Here is a 19,140-nt window from a genome sequence, read left to right on the forward strand (position 1 = left end):
ACGTTGATGCCAACGTCTGGGTCTCCCTTGTCACGGCATTGGATAGTTGGCCGGACGCTATGCGCCCCTGCCAACAACAGAATGAACGAAACAGCGTTCGGGTTCCTAACGCTTTAGCACCGGCTCATCGCGCAAAAGGCGCCGGCCATGGCAAAATCGGCCGTGCGCCGTGCCGTGGCCGCGGCGGCCAGCGCATCTTCGCCCCATAGTTCGACCTGCCACGCCGCGTCGATTTCGGCCGCCTCCCACACCCGGTCGAGGTCATGTCCCCCCTCGACGATCGCCAGCCCGCAGACGAGCGATCCGCTGAGCGACACCAGCGTCGACAGGCCGACCAGCGTGAAAGGATCGCAGGCCGCGACCGCCGCACCCAGCCGGGCGAGCGTTTCGGGCGGCTGCGGCACCGGGATGATCCCCTGCGTAACGGCGAACGTCACGTCGTAGCGCGTCCGCGCCCAGTCGAGCAGCGGCTCCCACGCCGCTGCCTGCCGCGCGACCAGCGTCGCCGGCCCGTCGGCGCGATAGCAGAGCAGGTCGGTTTGCGCATATTGCGCTATCCCGTCGGCAAAGGCTGCCGGCCTGGGCGCGACATGGTCGATCGCCGCATTGGCGAGGCCGGTCATCGGCATGGACGCGGGATCGACCGTCTCCCCCTGTGCCCGCCATTCCTGCGCGACCGCTTCGGCCAGCGCGGGCGTCGGCAGCACCAACAGCGCGCGCGCCGGGGTGCGGACGGCGCGGCCGTCCAGCCGGATGGCGAAGCCGCCATCCTCGGCGACCATCGTCACATCGGTGTAGAAACGCTTCATTGCGGCGGCCGCGTGCGGAACAGTGCCAGCAAAATGCGCGGCACGACGATGAACTGGAACAGGCCGGTGACGACCATGATCGCGCCGAATGCCTTGGCCTTGTCGCCCTGCACCCAGGCGAAGCGCTGCATGATGGCAAGAAAGCCGAACATCACGATCAGCGCACCCGACAGGCGGAACAGGCCGATCGCGAAATGGCGCTGGCGCGCGACCGAATCGGGATTGGGTTTGGGCGGCGGAGCGGGCGGAAGATCGGTCATGGCGCGCCGATATGGCCGCGTAATTCCGCGCTGTCCATCGCCACCGCATGAGCGCCCGCCGCGACCAGTTCGCCCGGCAGATGATAGCCCCACGCCACGCCGATGCTGCGTACGCCCGCGGCCAGCCCCATGGCGATGTCGAAGCTGGTGTCGCCGATCATCACCGTGGTGTCGGGCGCAGCCCCCGCTTCCGCCATCGCGGTCATCAGCATCGAAGGGTGCGGCTTGGACGGGTGGCGATCGGCGGTCTGCAGCGTCACGAACCGGTCGATGATACCATGATGGGTGAGGCACAGGTTGAGGCCGCGGTCTGACTTGCCGGTCGCCACGCCCAGCAACCATCCCGCCGCGTCCAGCTCCGCCACCAGATCGGCGATGCCGGGATAGAGCGGTTCCTGCACCCCCTGCTCGCGCCGCATCGCCTGGAACGCCAGCTTGTAACGCTCGGCCAGATGATCGTGGAAATCCGCCTCCGCATCGGGCAGCAGCCGCGCCATCGCGACCGGCAACGACAGGCCCACCGCCGACAGGATCGCCAGCCGTTCGGGCGGCGGCAGTTGCACATCCTCGAAGGCGCGGACCATGGCGGTGCAGATGCTGTGCTGGCTGTCGACCAGCGTGCCGTCGCAATCGAAGACGACCAGGCGATTGCTCATGCCGCGTCCCCTTCGCCCAGAGTCGCCCGCATCAGCGCCGCCAGCGGTGCATTGCCACCGGCGTCCAGCGCATCGGCCACGCCGATCCGCGCCCCCTCCGGCTTGTCCTGCCCCAGCTTGGCAGTGCCGTGCAGCGCGTCCACCCGCATGGCGAAGCCGACGAGCCCACCGAGCAGCCGGTCGAACTGGCCCGCCCCCATCTTGTCGCGGGTCCAGACCGGCTTTGGCGCCAGCCGCCGCTCCTGCTCCTGGGTGAGCGCATCGATCTGCGCAATCGTCGCGTCCCGGTCCAGCCGCGCCATCGGCCCGCGCAATTCGGCCGACAGATAGTTCCAGGTCGGCACCTTGTCGGGCAGGCCATACCAGTCCGGGCTGACATAGCCATGCGGCCCGGTAACGACGATCAGTGCGTCCGCTCCGTCCAGATGCCGCACGATCGGATTGGCGCGATGGATGTGCAGGCCGATCCGCCGATCGTCCAGCCAGACGACAGGCAGATGCACCACATGCATCCTGTCGGGCGCGGCGACGCAGAGCAGGCCGAAGCCCGCCTGTCCCACGAAATCGCGGATCGCCGCCTCATCCGTCCAGCGATAGGGCGCCCCCGGCGTCATTCGCCGCGGCCGCCACCCCGCGACCGGCGCTCGCCCTTGCGATCCTTGCGCACCTGCTTGGCGTGCTGGCGCGCGAACTTCTTCTCGTCCTCGCGGGTCGGGGTCCGGTCGATCTCGTCGTCCAGCGGCATGTCGCCCAGGGAGAGGTCGAAGCCCAGATCCTCCAGGCTGTTGGCGAAATGGGTCGGCAGGTCCGCCATCACGTCCACCCGCCCGCCATCGGGATGATCCACCCGGATGCGGCGCGCATGCAGGTGCATCTTGCGGCTGATCGACCCGGTCAGGAAACTGTCCTTGCCGCCATATTTGCCGTCGCCCACGATCGGGTGGCCGATCGCCGCCAGATGGACGCGTAACTGGTGCGTTCGGCCGGTATAGGGTTGCAGTTCGACCCAGGCGGCGCGGTTGCCGGCCCGTTCGATCACGCGATAGCGCGTGCGGGCGGGCATCCCCTCTTCCTCGTCCACATGCATCTTCTCGCCGCCAGTGCCCGGCTGCTTGGCGAGCGGCAGCTCGATCATGCCGTCATTGATCGACGGCACGCCGATCACCAGCGCCCAATAGACCTTGCGCGCGGTGCGGCTGGAGAAAGTCTTGGCGAAATGCGCGGCGGACCGGCTGGTCCGCGCCAGCAGCAGCGCGCCCGACGTATCCTTGTCCAGCCGGTGGACCAGTTTGGGGCGCGATTCGGAATCGAACAGCAGCGCGTCGAGCAGCTTGTCGACATGCTCGTCGGTCTTGGTCCCGCCCTGCGTGGCCAGCCCCGGCGGCTTGTTGATGACGATGGCCTGCGCATCGCGATGGATCACCATCTCCTGCGCATAGGCGATCTCGTCGGGCGTCAGGTCGATGACGCGGACGCGCTTCGCCTTTTCGGGCATATCGGGCCGCGCTTCGGCGGGGGGGACGCGGATCGTCTGCCCCTCGACGATGCGGTCGCCCGGTGCGGCGCGCGCGCCATCGACCCGCAACTGGCCGGTGCGCGACCAGCGCGACACGATATTGAAGCCGACATCGGGCAGATGCCGCTGGAACCAGCGGTCGAGGCGGATGCCGTCATCGTCGGCGGCCACGCGGAACTGGCGCACGTCGAGCGACACGCCCTTGGCGGCGCTGCTCTTGGCGGCGACGGGCTTGGCTGCGGCCGGTGCGGCCTTGGCCGCGGCGGGCGCAGCGGCTTTCGTGCGGGGCTTGAACGGCGGCTTTCCGCCCTCCCCCTTGCGCGCACTTGCCGCCTTCGCGCGCCCACGGGCGCGGCCGGGCTTGCCGTCGGCGGATTTCCGGTCGAACTTGCGGTCAGCGGGCTTTTTATCACCCGGCTTCTTGTCGCCGAAGCGCTTGTCCGACGGCTTGCCGCTGGCGGAGCGGCCCGCAGGCTTGCCGTCGCGCGGCCCCTTGCCGCCGGTCGCGCCGGTGCTGGGCCTGGCGGGAGGACGCCCCTTCATGCCACGACACTCCGCATCACGGTCAGGCCCACGCACAGCGCCACGATCGCGCCGATCACCGACGCCAGCGCATAGCCGCTCGCCAGCAGGATATCGCCGCGCTGGATCATCAGCATGGTTTCCAGGCTGAACGCGGAAAAGGTGGTGAAGCCGCCCAGCACGCCCACGCCCAGCAACAGGCGGATCGGCTCGCCCGACACGCTGCCCCCGCGCGCCAGCCATCCGGCGAGCAGCCCCATGGCGAAACCGCCGATCAGATTGGCGGCGAAGGTACCCCAGGGCCAGGCCGTGCCGGGCGCCATCTGCCCGGCGAAGCGCCCCAATTGATAGCGCAAGGCGGCGCCCACGGCGCCTCCGCCCATCACAAGAAACATATTGGTCATGCAAAGCGCCCTATAGCGAATCCGTCGAAGGGGAAAGCGCGCAATCAGGCGGTTGTGACGAGCTGCGCCACCGGTCGCCGATGCGCCGCGATGCAGGTCACGACGCTCAGCACCACCAGCAGGAAGGCCGCGCTCTCCAGCCCGGTCGGCCAGCGCCCTTCCCAGGCGAAGCCATAGATCAGCGCGAAGGCGGTCTCGAACAGGATCATCTGCCCGACCATGGTCAGCGGCAACAGCCGGCTCGCCCGGTTCCACAGCGCGTTGCCCACGATCGAGGCCAGCAGCGCGACAGCGACCGAGACGGTAGCGAACTGCGTCCAGGCGGCGGCGTCATGCCGGCCCAGCCCCAGCCACAGCACGACCGGCAGGAACAGCAGCGCCTGGCATCCTGTCGCCAGCCCGATCAGCAGGTTCCAGTCCTGCGCCGGCATGTCGCCCTGCCGGCGCAGCCAGTGATTATTGCCGATGGCGAAGGCGGTCCAGGAGATCAGCGCCCCGACCGCGCAGGCAAAGCCCAGCAGCCGCGTCGCCACCGGGCCCGGTCCGGGCATCACCACCGCCTGCCAGCCGATGCACAGCGCGCCGGCGACGCACAGCAGCAGCGAGGGCGCCAATTGTCGCAGCGGCACCGCGCCCGCCTCCCGGCTGCCGATGATCGTCACCGCCACCGGCAGGAAACCGACCACCAGCGATGTCATGGCGACACCGCCCATCTGCACCGCGCTCACCAACAGCACATAGTAAAAGAGGTTGCCGGCCAGCGCGAGCCAGGCCAGCGCCCACAATAGGCGCGGCGTCATCCGCGCGGCCAGCATCCGCCAGCGCGGCGCGACGAGGATCAGCGACAGCGCGCCATAGGCCAGATAACGGCCGACCGCCTGCTGCAACGGGGTGAAGCCGCGCACCACTTCGGGCGCCACGAACACCAGCCCCCACAGCGCGCCCGCGCCCACGCCGCACGCGATGCCCGCCAGCATCGTTCCGCCTGATCCCTTGGTCATACCCGTCCGTCTTTCCCGCCCGACCGCCTGTCGATCCCGAATATTATCATCACAGGAGCGGGAAAAATGCTCTTGATTGCCCCTGAAAATGCAACAATTACTCGTCCATGCCCGATATGCGCACTCCAGACCCGTTCGACCGCGCGATCCTGCGAATCATCCAGCGCGACAATCGCACGCCGCAACGCGCCATCGCGCAGGCGGTGAACCTCTCCACCGCAGCGGTGCAACGCCGCATCGCCGCCATGGAAAAGGCCGGGATCGTCGCCCGCAACGCCGCGATCGTCGATCCCGATGCAGTGGACCTGGACATCACCGCGATCGTAGAAGTCCATCTGACCGACGAACGCTCCGCCACGGTCGACCGCGCCAAGGCGCTGTTCCGCGCCGATCCGGCTGTGCAGCAATGCTATTATGTGACGGGCGGCTGCAGCTTCATCCTGTTGATCGTATCGCCCGACATGCGCCATTATGACGCGACCACGCGCCGCCTGCTGTCGGACACCGACTTCGTCGCCAGCTTCCACAGCTTCCACAGCTTCCTCGCCCTCGACCGGGTGAAGGCGGGGATGGAATTGGTGATCCCGTAAGGGAGGGTTGCGCGGATGGGTGGTTCCTTCCATTCCACTCCTGCCAGCGGCAGGGGGAACATGTCCATTTTTGGGCGATTTCGCGCGGTCTGCTTTGCGCGAGACTTCACGCGAAAGGCGACGTAAAAATCCGTCTACCTAGCGCCCGCTTCTGACCGCTCGCAGACTGCGCCAATAAGCAATCGCCTCGTTGCCCCACCCTCACAACCCCATTGCCCTCCGCGCCAGCCGCATTACTCTCCCCGCCATGTCGGAACGGAAACTCAGGGCGTGGCAGGCGGCGGGGCTGATCGATGCCGAGACCGCCAGCGCGATCGGCGCGTGGGAAGCCGCGCATAGCCGGCCGATCGGCGTCTGGGCAATCGTCGGGCTCGGCGCGCTGACGATCGGGCTGGGGCTGGTGTCGATCGTCGCCGCCAATTGGGAGGCGATTCCCGGCACGGCGCGGCTGGCGATCCATTTTGCGATCATGGCCGCGCTCGCGGCATGGATCGGGTGGCAATTGCCCAGGGGCGATCTGAACCCAATAGTCAGCGACGCCCTGCTCTTCGTGGCGGCGGTGCTGGGCCTCACCTTTTTCGGCCATCTGGGGCAGGTCTACCAGACCAGTTCGCCGCTGTGGCAGCCGCTGCTCGCCTGGCTGCTGCTCTTCTCGCCGCTGCTTCTATTGTTCGGGCGCAGCTGGCCGGTTGCGGGCCTGTGGATGGCAGGGCTGCTGGGCACGCTGTGGGCGCACGCCGACGATCATGACCGTGTCTGGTCCCTATTCGGTCGCGTCTCGCCGACGCATCCGTCGCTCTATTGGGGACTGATCGCCTGCCCGCCGATCCTGGTCGCCGGCGCCGCCGCCCTGATGCGCGACAGGAGCGATCGCCCCGCCTTCTGGCGGCTGATCGAACAAATGGCCGCTACGACGATCTTCGCGGGCGTCAGCATCGTCCTGCTGCTGCGCGGCTGGGACAGCGACAGTGCGGTCCTGCCCGGCAGCGCCGCGATCCAGAGCGTCGCCCTGCTCTGCGCCGCCGCGGCGATCGCTAATGCCCGGCGCACCGCGTCCGGCCGGGCGACCGCAGCGCTGCTGGTGGTCGCCGCGGTACTGCATCTGGGCCAGGCGCTGCTGCCCGGCCTGAGCCATTACGCCCGCGCCTGGATCCCCAGCCTGTTCTTCCTCGCGCTCTGGGGCGCGGTCGCCGCCGGTGCGATCCATGCCCGTTGGCGGCGCATCTTCCAGGCCGCCGTCGCGTTGGTCGCGCTGCGCATCATCATCCTCAGCTTCGAACTGAATGACGATTTGCTGGGCAGCGGCGTGGGGCTGATCCTGTCGGGCCTGTTCGCCATGGCCGTCGCCTGGGCCACGATCCGCCTGTCGCGCCGTTATGCCCCCGCGCGCGGAGAGGGCGCATGACGCCCGCCCGCCATCGCCTGATCCTTGCCGCCGCGCTGCTGCTGCCGCTCGCCGCCCTGTTGGCAAGCTGGGTCATGATCCACCGGCAGGCGCAGCAGGGGCAGGACTGGCTGATCCCGATCGAGGGCTATGACCCGCGCGACCTGCTACGCGGCCATTATGTGCGCTATCGCTACGCCTGGCCGACCGCGCCGTTGCGCGAGGGGGAGAGCCGGGCCGACCCCGCTTATGCCAGCGCCCTGTGCGTCACCGGCACCGCGCCGCACATCCGAACGGTGCGCCCTATATCCCCGACGGATGCGACGCAGGACTGCGCCATCATCCTCCGCGCGACATTGGGCGCGCGGCAGGAGGTCCGCAGGCTTGAAAGCGGGATATTCTACGCCTCGCAGGGCCAGGCGATCGCCCTCTCCCGCAAGCTGGCCGATCCGCGCCTGCAAGGGCTGGTCCGCGTCCGGGTCCGCGCCGACGGCGTCATGCGCCCGGTCGCGCTGGACTTCCGCCCCCGCCCGAAACCGCAGGTTGCGCCCTAAAGCTCCAGCCCGATCAGCGTCCCGCTGCCGATCCGGTCGACATGCCGCTTGCCGTCAATCTCCAGCCAGTCGGGCGTCACCTCCAGCCGGCGGCCGTTGATCGTGGTGCGCAGATGCTCCACCGCGATCCGGTTGCGCGCGACGATCCGCAGCACCGCCAGCCCGTCGCCCCGCGCCGCCATCATGCTGTAGCGGTCGCCGCGCAGCAGGAAATGCCAGCTACCGTCGGTCGGCTTCCATTCATTGCCGTCGATGATCTGCGTCGCCACCCCGTCGGGCGAGCCCAGCCGCACGCTGATCCGCGTCGCGCCATTGGTCCGGCGCGGCGGCGCGAAGATCAGGATCGGCTCGCCTTCCAGCGTGATCGGGATCGGCGTGTCGCGCAGCAGCCGCGATCCGCCCACGATCAGTTGCGGCAATTCCGCCGAAAAGGGCAGCCGGTCGCGCGCGAAATGGCGCTGGCGCACCACGGGATTGGCGTGGAAGCTGTGGACCTGGGTCGCGGTCAGCCGCCCTTCCTCCACCAATCCGTGGCATGTCGGGCACAGCAAGGTCGCCCCCGGCCCGTCCGGCAGCCCCAGATAGCGGTAGATGGTGACGCCGCACCGCACGCAGGCAAAGCCGCAGGCGTGGCGGATTTCGGCGCGCTGCTCGGCCGTTAGGTCCGGCAAAGACGGCATCACTCGCAAGCCAACCATGGAAGACGACCCCTTATCCCGCCGTTCACCCCTTTGTGAACGGACGTTCCTGACATGGCGTCCTCTTGCGAATTGAGGCTCTGCGGCCCCTCTTTTGTTAACCCTATCGTTGAAATAAATCGGCTCAAGTCAAGGGGCTGGACGAAATAGTCTATCTTTGCGGCAGCAGGTCCAGGTTGCGCGCGGCGGCGATCGCGCGGATGCGGTCGGGCCGCGGCATGTTCTTGATCGCGATTTCGGCGATATCGCCGGCACTGAACAACTCGACATGGCCGACGCCGAAGATGCGCTGGCCCAGGCTTTGGGTGATGCGCACCGACCGAATGGAGGACAGCGCGACCTCGGTCCGCTGCTTGGCCAGCAATCCGCGCTCCATCAGCACTTCGCGCTCGCTCAGCGCCAGTCGTTCGCCCTTGTGCAGCACCCACCAGATCGCGATCGCAACGATGCCGACCACCGAAACCAGCAGCAGCAGGAACAGGACGGGATGCGCCCGGAACATCGCAGGATGCTCGTCATACAACCAGGTGTCGCTCACGCCGCCTCCGTCGCTACAGCCCGCCGACTTGACCATGGCCCGGCCGATCCGTCAACCGGCCAGTCCGTGAGGCCGCACGCGGTTGCAGAGCGGCGCTCCGGCTGGTTAACCGAAATTTTCCATAAGCGATGGTAAAGCATCCGCTCCATTTGGGATGCACCATGGCACGAAATCTGTACGACGTCGGCGATCGCCACCCGGATGACGCCGGCGCCTGGCTGAACGACAAGCAGGAACAGCGCACGCGCGTCGTCCCGATCGGCCTGCTGCTTGCCGCGCTCGGCATTGCCGGGGCCGTGGCGTTGCTCATCGCACATATTCTGCCCGCCCCCGGCGACGCCGCGAAAGACGTCGCCGCGCCTACCAGCATCAACGAACGGTTCGCGCTGTGCGACGACGTCCGGGGCGACGCCTGCATCCTGTCCGCCAACGCCTATGCCTGGCGCGGCACACGCTATCATCTCTCCGACATCAGCGTCCCCAGCGACACCGCCCCCCGCTGCTCGGCCGAAGCCGCGCGCGCGCAAAAGGGCCGCGCCGCGCTGGCCGCGATGCTGAACGGCGGCGCGTTCGAGGCCCGGCCCGACGCTGCCGATCCCGACCCCTCCGCCCGGCTGCTGCTGCGCGACGGCGTGTCGATCGGCCAGTTGATGATCCTTAAGGGCCATGCCAGGGCTTGGTCGCGCAACCCGATCGACTGGTGCGCGTCCTGATCGCCATATTTTCGCCGCTCTGCATATACCAGTACGGGATATTTATGCGGACCTGCAAGCAACGCATTGCTCCGCCATCGACTATGCGCCCCGCCGCCGATGGGGCGGCCCCGGTCGCGCGGTATCCCGACTGCAGGGCAGTCCCACCGGCGCGGCTGGACGCCCGAGCGCCTTCATCCCCCCGGCGCAGAAAAAGAGGTTGGATCGATGCCGGGCCAGTCGGCTACGGGCTAGAGACAGATAGGGGATAAAGTATCTTCCCCTCTCATGCGCTCCTTATTTGCCATTGGGAAATATGGCGCTAAAACAAGAGAAACGGGTCAAAGGTAGAGGGTCGTGACGAGCAATAACGCTAATCCTCACCATTATAGTCTCAGCGACGGCGATCTGAAAAGATCCGTAGACGAAGCTTGCGCCAACGACTTGTCGATCGAACTTCCAGTTCGTTTTATCGTAGAGCTGTCTGTAGCTCCGGACATCGATACCATTATGCAAGTGATAGCGCGCTGGTCGCGCGCGATTTTCCGTGCCGATCGCGTAACAATCGCTCTGCCGGTTGACGCTACGCATCTTCGCCTGGTGGCCATGGAGGGGAATGACGCCATTCCTTTGGACATGCCGGTCCCTATTGCCGGCACGATGGTCGGACGCGTCTTTGCGCAGGGGAAAGCAGAAATATGCCCCGACCTCACCTTATCGGAGGATTGGGACTGTAAAATACTGACCAGCAAGGGGCTGCAGTCATGCCTGGATGTTCCCTTGCTGAGCGGGTCGCGCTGCTTTGGCACAATCAACATCGGTCATTGCCATAGGAATGCGCAGGATGTGGCGGACCTGATACGATTACAGGCTATGGCCCATTGGGTGGCGTCGTCGCTCCGCATTCATCATCAGGTGGACGAAATGCGGACATTGGCGGATATTGATCCGCTGACCGGCGCCCTGAACAGGCGCGCATTTGCGCGAAAATGCGCGGCCATGTCGGCCGACTGGGACGCCCGCGGCGACCCGAAAAAGGCGCAGTTGGGCATCGCCATGATCGATCTCGATCATTTTAAGGCCATCAACGACCGCTATGGACATTCCGCCGGGGACAGGGTGCTCATCCGTGTCAAGGAAGCCTTGGCGGACAGTTGCCGCGATGGCGATTTGATCGCAAGAATGGGAGGGGAGGAATTTTGTGTAGCGATACCCGATATCAGCCAGCCGGGAATGCTGACTGTGCTCGACCGTTTCACAAAAGCCATAGAATCCGTCTATATTCCCGAGGCGGACCAGCATATCAACGTTACGGCCAGCATCGGCGCGCTGCTGGTGCAGAGTAAAATGGACGATCAGGACAAGCTATTGTCCCTGGTGGATGGGATGATGTACCGCGCCAAGGAATCCGGTCGAAACAGGGTTCTCTTTTACCAATAGTCAGGATTGCGTCGGACTTTGCTCGTGACGCCAATCCTCAACCTTCCTGCAACCGCGGAAGCGTGAAACCGCGCTGTTGAAGCATCATTTTCCTGCGGCGGTGTCGAAATTCGGCGCTCCCGCCCGTCCCCTGACCGCCGCCAGCACCTCGCCCGCCAACCGCGCATAGTCGGCGCAGGCGCGTTGCATCGCGGCCTCGGCGCCCTCCCCGCGCAGGCGTCCGAAACAATGGCGGTTCTGCGCCGCGCGCATTTCGCGCAACCGCGCGCGCGCGTCCATCGCCAGCCCCAGTTGCGGCCCGGTGCGCCGCCAGGCCTCGGCCGCGCTATAGATGCGCCGACCCGGATGCACGCCCGGATCGCCCCCGGCCGCCGCGCCCAGCCGGTGGACCCGCCCCGCCTCCACGATCAGGTCGGTCAGGAACAGGTCCAGTTCGCGCAAACCGTTGCCGATCAACTTGGCCGGCATGGCGTCGCGCCGTCGCCCCGCCGCGTCGGGACAGGTGCCCAGCGACAGGCCATTGGCCAGAAACGCCGCCGCCCGCTCGATCCGTGCGACCTGCCCGGCCAGCCCATTGTCCGGTTGACCCTTGCCGGTCAACGGCCCGGACGTTGCGCCGTCACAGGACAAGATCGTTCCCGTTCAACGGCGGGACGATCCTGCGGCGCGGCGGTCGTTCATGGGATCAGCTTTCGTCGCCCATGCGCAGCGCGGCGATGAAGGCTTCCTGCGGAATCTGCACGCTGCCATATTCGCGCATCCGCTTCTTGCCTTCCTTCTGCTTGTCGAGCAGCTTCTTCTTGCGGCTGATGTCGCCGCCATAGCATTTGGCGGTCACGTCCTTGCGCATCGCCGCGATCGTCTCGCGCGCGATCACCTTGCCGCCGATCGCCGCCTGGATCGGGATCTTGAACAGATGGCGCGGGATCAGGTCTTTCAGCCGCTCGCACATGCCGCGCCCGCGCGATTCGGCGGTGCCGCGATGGACGATCATGCTGAGCGCATCGACCGGCTCTGAATTGACCATGATGCTCATCTTGACCAGATCGCCCTCGCGATAGCCGATCTGGTGATAGTCGAAGCTGGCATAGCCGCGGCTGATCGACTTCAGGCGATCGTAGAAGTCGAACACCACTTCGTTGAGCGGCAGTTCATAGGTCACCTGCGCGCGGCCGCCGACATAGGTCAGGTTCTTCTGAATGCCGCGCCGATCCTGGCACAGTTTCAGGATGGAGCCGAGATATTCGTCGGGGCAATAGATGATCGCCTCGATCCACGGCTCCTCGATCTCGTCGATCTTAGTGGGATCGGGCATGTCGGCCGGATTGTGCAGCTCGATCTCGCCCGCGCCATAGGTGAGCTGGATTTTGTACACCACCGACGGCGCGGTGGTGATGAGGTCCAGATCATATTCGCGGGTCAGTCGCTCCTGGATGATCTCCAGATGGAGCAGGCCCAGGAATCCGCAGCGGAAGCCAAAGCCCAGCGCCGCGCTGCTCTCCATCTCGAAGGAGAAGCTGGCATCATTGAGCCGCAGCTTGCTGATGCTGTCGCGCAGCTTGTCGAAGTCGTTGGCATCCACCGGGAACAGGCCGCAGAACACCACCGGCTGCACTTCCTTGAAGCCCGGCAACGGCTTGGCCGCCGGGTTCTTGACCGTGGTGATGGTGTCGCCGACGCGGGTCTGGCTGATATCCTTGATCTGCGCGGTGATGAAGCCGATCTCGCCCGGCCCCAGTTCGGGCAGTTGCTCGATCTTGGGCCGCATGCAGCCGACGCGGTCGACCAGATGTTCGGTGCCGCCGATCATGAACTTGACGTTCTGGCCCTTTTTGATGACGCCGTTCATCACCCGTACCAGGATGACGACGCCCAGATAGGGATCGTACCAGCTATCGACCAGCATCGCTTCCAGCGGCGCGTCGCGGTCGCCCTTGGGCGGCGGGATCTTCTTGACGATCGCTTCCAATATATCGTCGATGCCGATGCCCGACTTCGCGCTGGCCAGCACCGCCTCGGACGCGTCGAGGCCGATCACCTCCTCGATTTCCGCGCGCACCTTTTCCGGTTCGGCGGCGGGCAGGTCGATCTTGTTCAGCACCGGCACGATCTCGTGGTCATGCTCGATCGACTGATAGACATTGGCCAGCGTCTGCGCCTCCACGCCCTGCGCGGCGTCCACGACCAGCAGCGCGCCCTCGCACGCGGCCAGGCTGCGCGACACCTCATAGGCGAAGTCGACATGGCCCGGCGTGTCCATCAGGTTCAGCTCATAGGTCTCGCCATTTTTGGCAACATAGTCGAGCCGGACCGTCTGGGCCTTGATGGTGATGCCGCGCTCCTTCTCGATGTCCATATTATCAAGGACTTGCGCGCTCATCTCGCGGTCTGTCAGGCCGCCGGTGCGCTGGATCAGGCGGTCGGCGAGCGTCGACTTGCCATGGTCGATATGGGCAATGATCGAGAAGTTACGGATATGGCTGAGATCGGTCATTGCGCGCCGATAGCAGCAGTTGCGCCCCCTGTCAGCAGGATCGCGCACAGGATGACAAAGCCCGTCATCCATGGCCCACATTGCTTGGAAGCGTCCCTGCCCTGTGATACGCTTTCGCAAAAGACGGGGCGCACGACATTTTCTCGATCAAGCAACAAACGGGGTTCTTGAAATGCGTGGATTGAACAAGCTGACGGCGGCCATGGTCTGCCTGGCCATGGCGACGCCGCAAGCGATCGCAGCGGACAAGGGATCGTCGGGTCGTCAGGCCCAGACCAGGAAGCAGATGGAAATTCCCCGCTGCACCAAGCGCCTTGGCACCGTCGCCATCGTCGAGCCGGACAATCAGTGGTGGCGCGAACTGAATCTGGGCAGCCCGGAAGCGATCATCAAGCTGTTCGTCCAGCAGTCCGGTTGTTTCGGCATCGTCAATCGCGGCCGGTCGATGGCCAGCCGCAACATGGAACGCGCCATGGCGGATTCGGGCGAGTTGCAAGCCGGGTCGAACCTGGGCAAGGGCCAGGTCAAGGCCGCGGACTATTTCATCCAGCCCGATATCGTCACCACCAACAAGAATAGCGGCGGCAACGCCATTGGCGGTCTGGTCGGCGGCTTCCTGGGCGGGCGTACGCTGGGCGCGCTGGCGGGCGGCATCTCGGTCAAGAAGAGCGAGGCCAATGTCATGCTCTCCGTCGTCAACGCCCGCACCACCGAGGAAGAGGTGATGGCCGAGGGCTATTTCCGCAAGTCGGACCTGAGCTTCGGCGGCGGCGGCGGCCTGGGCTGGATGGGCGGCCTCGCTGCGGTCGGCGGCGGCGGCTACCAGAATACCGATATCGGCCAGGTGATCGTGCTCGCCTATCTGGACGCCTATACCAAGATGGTGACGCAGATGGGCGGCCTGCCCGAAAATGCGGCTGCCGCGGCGCCCGTCGCGCAATAAGGCGATAGCGCAGCTATAAGACGGGGCGCGGCCGGCGACGGCGGCGCCCTTTTTGTTCAGCCCTCGCTGGTCACCGCACTCGTCGTGGCCAGTTGGGCGTCGCGGCGGCGCTTCCACCAGGCGATGATCGCTTCGCCGACGGGCCGCTCCACCACCCGGTTGATGACCGTGCCCAATGTCAGCGCCACGGTAAAGGCGGCGGCAAAGCCGAGCCACGGACTGTAGCCCGCCTTGGCGAACTCCAGCATGACGACGAAACCGACATGCTGGTGGATCAGATAGAAGCTGTAGCTGATCCCTCCCAGCCACAAGAGCGGACGCAGGCTGAGGAAGCGCAAATATCCATGGATCAGCGCGAGGTAGGTGATCATCAGGACACAGCCTACGATCGTCACGTCCCACGTCTCCATGGTCGCGATCGACAGCAGCGCGAGCGCCGCATAGGGGGCCTGCTGGATCAACGTCCGCTGACCCGACCAGAGGCGATAGGCCAGCATCCCGATCACGAAGAAGGGCGTATAGCGCAACACCAGCAGCATGATGATTCGTTCCGGCATGTCCGGCCACAGCCAGAACAGCCAGCGCACCGCCAGCCAGAACGCCAGCACCGGTTCCAGCCGCCGGATGCCGAAGAACTTCCAGATCGCGATCATGCAGAAATAGAAGGCGATCTCGACCGTCAGTGTCCAATAGGCGCCATCCACCTCCGGCATGAAGGCGAAGCCCTGGAGCATCGTGAAATTGGCGAGGATCGCGACCGGGCCGACCAGCAACTGCGTCGCCTGCGCCAGATATTCGATCCCCAGCGTCAGCAGCATCGCCACCAGATAGGCGGGATAGAGACGGGCGAAGCGATTGACGATGAAGTCGGCGACGGTACGGATGCGATCGAGCGTGAAGAAAATCGCGAAGCCCGAAATAGTAAAGAACAGCAGCACGCGATAATTGCCGCCGGGAAAGCTGAACGGCACATGCGAGGCTTGCGGAAACAGTTCGTGGAAGCGGGTCGAATAATGGAAAATCAGCACACACAGCGCGCCGATCCCGCGTAAAGCGTCCAATTCCGTCAAGCGGCCACGAGCGCGCAGCGATCCGTCCATGCGCCTCCATAGCAACAGCGGAGCAATGAATCTGCTACGATCATGGTTAACAGGCGCGGCCGATGCGCTTTTCTTTGCTGTTTTCTTTCCCGACAGCTTCGATCGGCCGCGTCGTGCCACGCGGCTCAGGGCGCAGGCGCTTCCGCCGCCCGTTTCAACCCCTGCAACTGCTCATCCAGCACCCGATCAACCAACGGCGCAATCCGGGCCGGAGGCGTACGCAGATAGCCCCCCACCACATAGGTCATGCGGACCTTCGTCCCCTTCCCCGCCGGCGTGAGTACAAGGTCGAGCGTACCGGTCGCCGCATCGGCCTGCAAAGGCCCCAGCGCGCCGGACAGGCGCAATTGCCGCCCCGGCGCGACATAGACGACGCGCCCATGCTCGACCGACCCCGACGCCCCGCCTGCCGCCGGGATCGTCTCGCAGAAGCAGCCGCCGGCGCGGGCATCCACGGTCATATTGGCCGAATCGCCGCTATAGCTGTGACTGTCACTCCACCAGCGGCCCGGCGTCAGCAGCAGTGCATAGACGGCATCGGGACCGGCTGCGATCTCGACGCTGCTTTCAATGACGAAACCGACATCGCCGGTGGCCGTAACGGCGGAATGGGCCGGGGCGGCCATCGCCGCACCAGCCCATCCCAATAATGTGATAATGCGCATATCCGCCCTCCCCTCGTCCGAAGGGCGGACACTAGCTCAGGCCGCGTCGCCGTCCAATATGGCCGCGATCGCCGCGCTCACCTCGCCCATATCGGCCATGCCATCGACCCGCGACACGATATCGCGCGCTTCGTAGATCGGCAGGATCGGCGCGGTCTTCGCGCGATATTCGGCCATGCGGGTACGCACGGTGTCCTCATTATCGTCCGGCCGGCGCTTGAATTCGTGACCGCCGCATTTGTCGCACGTGTCTTCGACCTTGGGCTTGTGGAACAGGTCGTGATAGCCCGCGCCACAGGTGCCGCAGGTGAAGCGACCGGTGATCCGCTCGACCAGCGCATCCTCGTCCACTTCCAGCTCGATCACATGGTCGAGCGTGCGGCTGCGATCCGACAATATGGTGTCGAGCGAATGGGCCTGCGCCTCGGTCCGCGGATAGCCGTCGAAAATAACGCCCGTCTCGGGCGCCAGCGCGTCGAGCGCCTCGCCGATGATGCCGGACACCACTTCGTCGGGAACCAGCGCGCCGGATTCCATCAGCGCCTTGGCCTGAAGTCCGACCGGCGTTCCGGCCTTCACCGCAGCGCGCAGCATGTCCCCCGTGGACAGTTGCACCATGCCGCGTTGCTCGACCAGTCGGCTCGCCTGCGTTCCCTTGCCGGCCCCCGGCGGGCCAAGCAGAATGATGTTCATTGCGCGCATACTCCCCTGTTGTGCGCCCTATCTGTGGTCGCCTAGCGCAGGCGACCCTTGAGCTTCGCCTTCTTGATCAGGTCGCCATATTGGTGAGCGAGCAGATGGCTTTGAATCTGGGTCACGGTGTCCACCGTAACATTGACGACGATCAACAGGCTAGTCCCACCAAGGTAGAAGGGAATGCCCGCCCGCGCGATGGCGAATTCCGGCACCAGACAGATGAAGGCCAGATAGGCCGCGCCGATGACGGTGATGCGCGTCAGCACATAATCCAGATAATTTTCGGTATTCTTGCCCGGACGAATACCGGGAATGAAGCCGCCATTGCGCTTGAGGTTATCGGCCGTCTCTTCGGGATTGAACACCACGGCGGTGTAGAAGAAGCAGAAGAAGACGATGCCCAGACCATAGAGCCCCATATAGACCGGGCTGCCATGCGACAGATACTGGTTCAGCGTCAGGACGAAATCGCCCCACTTGCTTTCGCCCGCCACGGTCTGGCCCGCAAATTGCGAGATGGTCAGCGGCATCAGCAACAGCGAGCTGGCGAAGATCGGCGGGATGACACCCGCGGTATTGACCTTGAGCGGCAGATGGCTGCGGTCGGCCTGCATCAGGCCCTGGCGGGTCTGGCGCTTGGGATATTGGATCAGCACCCGGCGCTGCGCCCGCTCCATGAAGCAGATCAGCAGGATCAGGCCCAGCGCCATCACCATGACGAACATGATGAGCAGGCCGGAGATCGACCCTTCGCTGCCCGACTTGAACAGATTGCTGAGCGTCACCGGCAACTGGGCGACGATGCCCGCCATGATGATGAGCGACACGCCATTGCCGATCCCGCGCGACGTGATCTGTTCGCCCAGCCACATCAGGAACATGGTGCCGCCGATCAGCGACACGACCGCGGTCAGGCGGAACAGCAGGCCCGGTTCGATCACCGCCGCGACACCCGACTGGGCGCCGAAGCTTTCAAGGCCCACGGCGATGAAATAGCCCTGCACCGCAGTCAGGCCCACGGTGCCATAGCGCGTCCACTGGTTCAGCTTCTTGCGGCCGCTTTCGCCTTCCTTCTTGATCGCCGCGAGTTGCGGCGAGAGGCTGGCGCCGAGCTGCACCACGATCGACGCGGTGATATAGGGCATCACGCCCAGCGCGATCAGGCTCATGCGCGACAGCGACCCACCCGAGAAGGTGTTGAAGATGTCGAGGATGCCGCCATTGGTCTGGCTGTAGAGCTGCGACAGGGCGGTCGGATCGACGCCGGGCAGCGGCACGAAGCTGAGGAAACGGAAGACGATCAAGGCGCCCAGCGTGAACCACAGGCGCTTCTTGAGGTCGGTCGCCTGGCTGAACTTTGCGAGGCTGAGATTGGATGCGAGCTGGTCGGCTCTCGATGCCATGGTGGCTGCCCTTCAAATCACTCTTGCCGGGGTATCAAGCCCCGGAGCGGAATCGCTCATCCCTTAGCGGGACGGGTCCGGCGTGTCGAACGGGGAGTTGTCGCCGGTGCGACAAATGGATTCCCCCCGATACGCATGACCCCGCCAACCCATATCGGGCAGCGGGGCCGCGCTTGCAAGTCTGCGAAAGGCGGATCAGCCCTTCTGGGCGGCCTTCTTGGCGGCCAGGGTAGTGCCCTTCTTGGCCTTGGCCTTGTCCGCCGCCGGAACGACTTCGATCACGTCGACCTTGCCACCGGCCTTTGCGACCGCCTCGATCGCGCTCTTCGACGCGCCGGCGACCAGGAAGCTGACCTTGGCGGTCAGTTCGCCCTTGGCGAGCAGACGGACGCCATCCTTGCCGCCACGGGTCAGGTTGGCGGCGTTCAGCGCCGCCTGATCGATGGTTGCAGCCGCGTCCAGCTTGCCGGCGTCGATCGCCTTCTGCACGGCGCCCAGGTTCACGATCGCATAATCGCTGGCGAAGATGTTGTTGAAGCCGCGCTTCGGGATGCGCATGTGGAGCGGCATCTGGCCACCCTCGAAGCCGTTGATGGCGACGCCCGAACGCGCCTTGGCGCCCTTCTGGCCGCGACCGGCGGTCTTGCCCTTGCCCGAGCCGATGCCGCGTCCGACGCGCATACGGCCCTTGCGGGCGCCTTCATTGTCACGGATGTCATTGAGTTTCATATCGTGCACTCGCTTTCGCTTGGTTCGCGCTGAATTGGGAAGCGCG

The 19,140-nt window shown here is 65.5% G+C and carries 22 protein-coding genes; 6 read left to right on the top strand and 16 right to left on the bottom strand.

What is annotated here, in order from left to right:
- Positions 1-113: 113 nt before the first annotated feature.
- From K9B33_RS18455 to K9B33_RS18485, 7 genes are read right to left on the bottom strand one after another with little or no spacing between them, the layout of a single operon-like run.
- Complete coding sequence (locus K9B33_RS18455; protein ID WP_224550539.1) at positions 114-809, bottom strand: ATP12 family chaperone protein; 696 nt, start codon at positions 807-809, stop codon at positions 114-116.
- Positions 806-1,069: a hypothetical protein gene (locus K9B33_RS18460; protein ID WP_224550540.1), complete on the bottom strand. Its 264-nt coding sequence runs from the start codon at positions 1,067-1,069 to the stop codon at positions 806-808. Before K9B33_RS18460 ends, K9B33_RS18455 begins: the two co-directional genes overlap by 4 nt.
- The gene (locus K9B33_RS18465; protein WP_224550541.1) at positions 1,066-1,725 is read right to left on the bottom strand and encodes an HAD-IA family hydrolase; all 660 of its coding nucleotides are present in this window, start codon (positions 1,723-1,725) and stop codon (positions 1,066-1,068) included. The genes K9B33_RS18460 and K9B33_RS18465 overlap by 4 nt, the downstream gene beginning before the upstream one ends.
- Complete coding sequence (locus K9B33_RS18470; RefSeq protein ID WP_224550542.1) at positions 1,722-2,339, bottom strand: FMN-binding negative transcriptional regulator; 618 nt, start codon at positions 2,337-2,339, stop codon at positions 1,722-1,724. The genes K9B33_RS18465 and K9B33_RS18470 overlap by 4 nt, the downstream gene beginning before the upstream one ends.
- Positions 2,336-3,784: an RluA family pseudouridine synthase gene (locus tag K9B33_RS18475; RefSeq protein ID WP_224550543.1), complete on the bottom strand. Its 1,449-nt coding sequence runs from the start codon at positions 3,782-3,784 to the stop codon at positions 2,336-2,338. Before K9B33_RS18475 ends, K9B33_RS18470 begins: the two co-directional genes overlap by 4 nt.
- A complete protein-coding gene (gene crcB / locus K9B33_RS18480; RefSeq protein WP_224550544.1) occupies positions 3,781-4,167 on the bottom strand; it encodes a fluoride efflux transporter CrcB in 387 nt (128 codons plus the stop codon). Before crcB ends, K9B33_RS18475 begins: the two co-directional genes overlap by 4 nt.
- A 44-nt stretch (positions 4,168-4,211) precedes the next feature.
- Complete coding sequence (locus K9B33_RS18485; RefSeq protein WP_224550545.1) at positions 4,212-5,168, bottom strand: DMT family transporter; 957 nt, start codon at positions 5,166-5,168, stop codon at positions 4,212-4,214.
- 107 nt (positions 5,169-5,275) lie between these two features.
- Here K9B33_RS18485 and K9B33_RS18490 point away from each other — a divergent pair, with 107 nt between their 5' ends.
- The 3 genes from K9B33_RS18490 to K9B33_RS18500 all read left to right on the top strand — a co-directional run bounded on the left by K9B33_RS18490 (position 5,276) and on the right by K9B33_RS18500 (position 7,696).
- The gene (locus K9B33_RS18490; protein WP_224550546.1) at positions 5,276-5,758 is read left to right on the top strand and encodes an Lrp/AsnC family transcriptional regulator; all 483 of its coding nucleotides are present in this window, start codon (positions 5,276-5,278) and stop codon (positions 5,756-5,758) included.
- A gap of 190 nt (positions 5,759-5,948) precedes the next feature.
- Positions 5,949-7,163 carry a DUF2157 domain-containing protein gene (locus tag K9B33_RS18495; protein WP_224550547.1) on the top strand — a complete coding sequence of 405 codons (1,215 nt, stop codon included), beginning with the start codon at positions 5,949-5,951 and terminating at the stop codon, positions 7,161-7,163.
- Complete coding sequence (locus tag K9B33_RS18500) at positions 7,160-7,696, top strand: GDYXXLXY domain-containing protein (RefSeq protein ID WP_224550548.1); 537 nt, start codon at positions 7,160-7,162, stop codon at positions 7,694-7,696. The genes K9B33_RS18495 and K9B33_RS18500 overlap by 4 nt, the downstream gene beginning before the upstream one ends.
- Here the strand turns inward: K9B33_RS18500 and K9B33_RS18505 are convergent.
- Complete coding sequence (locus K9B33_RS18505) at positions 7,693-8,376, bottom strand: hypothetical protein (protein ID WP_224550596.1); 684 nt, start codon at positions 8,374-8,376, stop codon at positions 7,693-7,695. The two genes, K9B33_RS18500 and K9B33_RS18505, sit on opposite strands and share 4 nt — an antisense overlap.
- 169 nt (positions 8,377-8,545) lie before the next feature.
- The gene (locus K9B33_RS18510) at positions 8,546-8,932 is read right to left on the bottom strand and encodes a PH domain-containing protein (protein WP_224550549.1); all 387 of its coding nucleotides are present in this window, start codon (positions 8,930-8,932) and stop codon (positions 8,546-8,548) included.
- 161 nt (positions 8,933-9,093) lie between these two features.
- Here K9B33_RS18510 and K9B33_RS18515 point away from each other — a divergent pair, with 161 nt between their 5' ends.
- Positions 9,094-9,645 (top strand): nuclease, encoded by a 552-nt coding sequence (locus tag K9B33_RS18515; protein ID WP_224550550.1) that lies wholly within the window; start codon positions 9,094-9,096, stop codon positions 9,643-9,645.
- Positions 9,646-9,981: 336 nt separating this feature from the next.
- Positions 9,982-11,064 (top strand): diguanylate cyclase, encoded by a 1,083-nt coding sequence (locus K9B33_RS18520; protein WP_224550551.1) that lies wholly within the window; start codon positions 9,982-9,984, stop codon positions 11,062-11,064.
- Positions 11,065-11,148: 84 nt separating this feature from the next.
- Here K9B33_RS18520 and K9B33_RS18525 read toward each other — a convergent pair whose 3' ends face one another.
- Together K9B33_RS18525 and lepA are read right to left on the bottom strand one after the other, a co-directional pair.
- Positions 11,149-11,694: a hypothetical protein gene (locus tag K9B33_RS18525; protein ID WP_224550552.1), complete on the bottom strand. Its 546-nt coding sequence runs from the start codon at positions 11,692-11,694 to the stop codon at positions 11,149-11,151.
- Between the two features lie 55 nt (positions 11,695-11,749).
- Positions 11,750-13,558 carry a translation elongation factor 4 gene (gene lepA, locus K9B33_RS18530; RefSeq protein ID WP_224550553.1) on the bottom strand — a complete coding sequence of 603 codons (1,809 nt, stop codon included), beginning with the start codon at positions 13,556-13,558 and terminating at the stop codon, positions 11,750-11,752.
- A gap of 172 nt (positions 13,559-13,730) precedes the next feature.
- On the opposite strand from lepA, the gene K9B33_RS18535 reads away from it, so the two are divergent.
- Positions 13,731-14,501 (top strand): CsgG/HfaB family protein, encoded by a 771-nt coding sequence (locus K9B33_RS18535; protein ID WP_224550554.1) that lies wholly within the window; start codon positions 13,731-13,733, stop codon positions 14,499-14,501.
- A 56-nt stretch (positions 14,502-14,557) separates the two neighbouring features.
- Here the strand turns inward: K9B33_RS18535 and K9B33_RS18540 are convergent, their stop codons facing one another.
- From K9B33_RS18540 to rplO, 5 genes are all read right to left on the bottom strand, one after another.
- Complete coding sequence (locus K9B33_RS18540; RefSeq protein ID WP_224550555.1) at positions 14,558-15,601, bottom strand: acyltransferase family protein; 1,044 nt, start codon at positions 15,599-15,601, stop codon at positions 14,558-14,560.
- A gap of 125 nt (positions 15,602-15,726) precedes the next feature.
- Positions 15,727-16,266, bottom strand: a complete 540-nt coding sequence (locus tag K9B33_RS18545) for an SRPBCC family protein (RefSeq protein ID WP_224550556.1) — start codon at positions 16,264-16,266, stop codon at positions 15,727-15,729.
- A 36-nt stretch (positions 16,267-16,302) separates the two neighbouring features.
- Positions 16,303-16,959 carry an adenylate kinase gene (locus tag K9B33_RS18550; RefSeq protein ID WP_224550557.1) on the bottom strand — a complete coding sequence of 219 codons (657 nt, stop codon included), beginning with the start codon at positions 16,957-16,959 and terminating at the stop codon, positions 16,303-16,305.
- Positions 16,960-17,000: 41 nt separating this feature from the next.
- Positions 17,001-18,365, bottom strand: coding sequence for a preprotein translocase subunit SecY (gene secY, locus K9B33_RS18555; RefSeq protein WP_224550558.1), 1,365 nt, complete (start codon positions 18,363-18,365; stop codon positions 17,001-17,003).
- A gap of 195 nt (positions 18,366-18,560) precedes the next feature.
- The gene (gene rplO / locus K9B33_RS18560; RefSeq protein WP_224550559.1) at positions 18,561-19,094 is read right to left on the bottom strand and encodes a 50S ribosomal protein L15; all 534 of its coding nucleotides are present in this window, start codon (positions 19,092-19,094) and stop codon (positions 18,561-18,563) included.
- Positions 19,095-19,140 lie beyond the last annotated feature (46 nt).

Source organism: Sphingobium sp. 3R8, assembly GCF_020166615.1.
GTDB lineage: Bacteria > Pseudomonadota > Alphaproteobacteria > Sphingomonadales > Sphingomonadaceae > Sphingobium > Sphingobium bisphenolicum.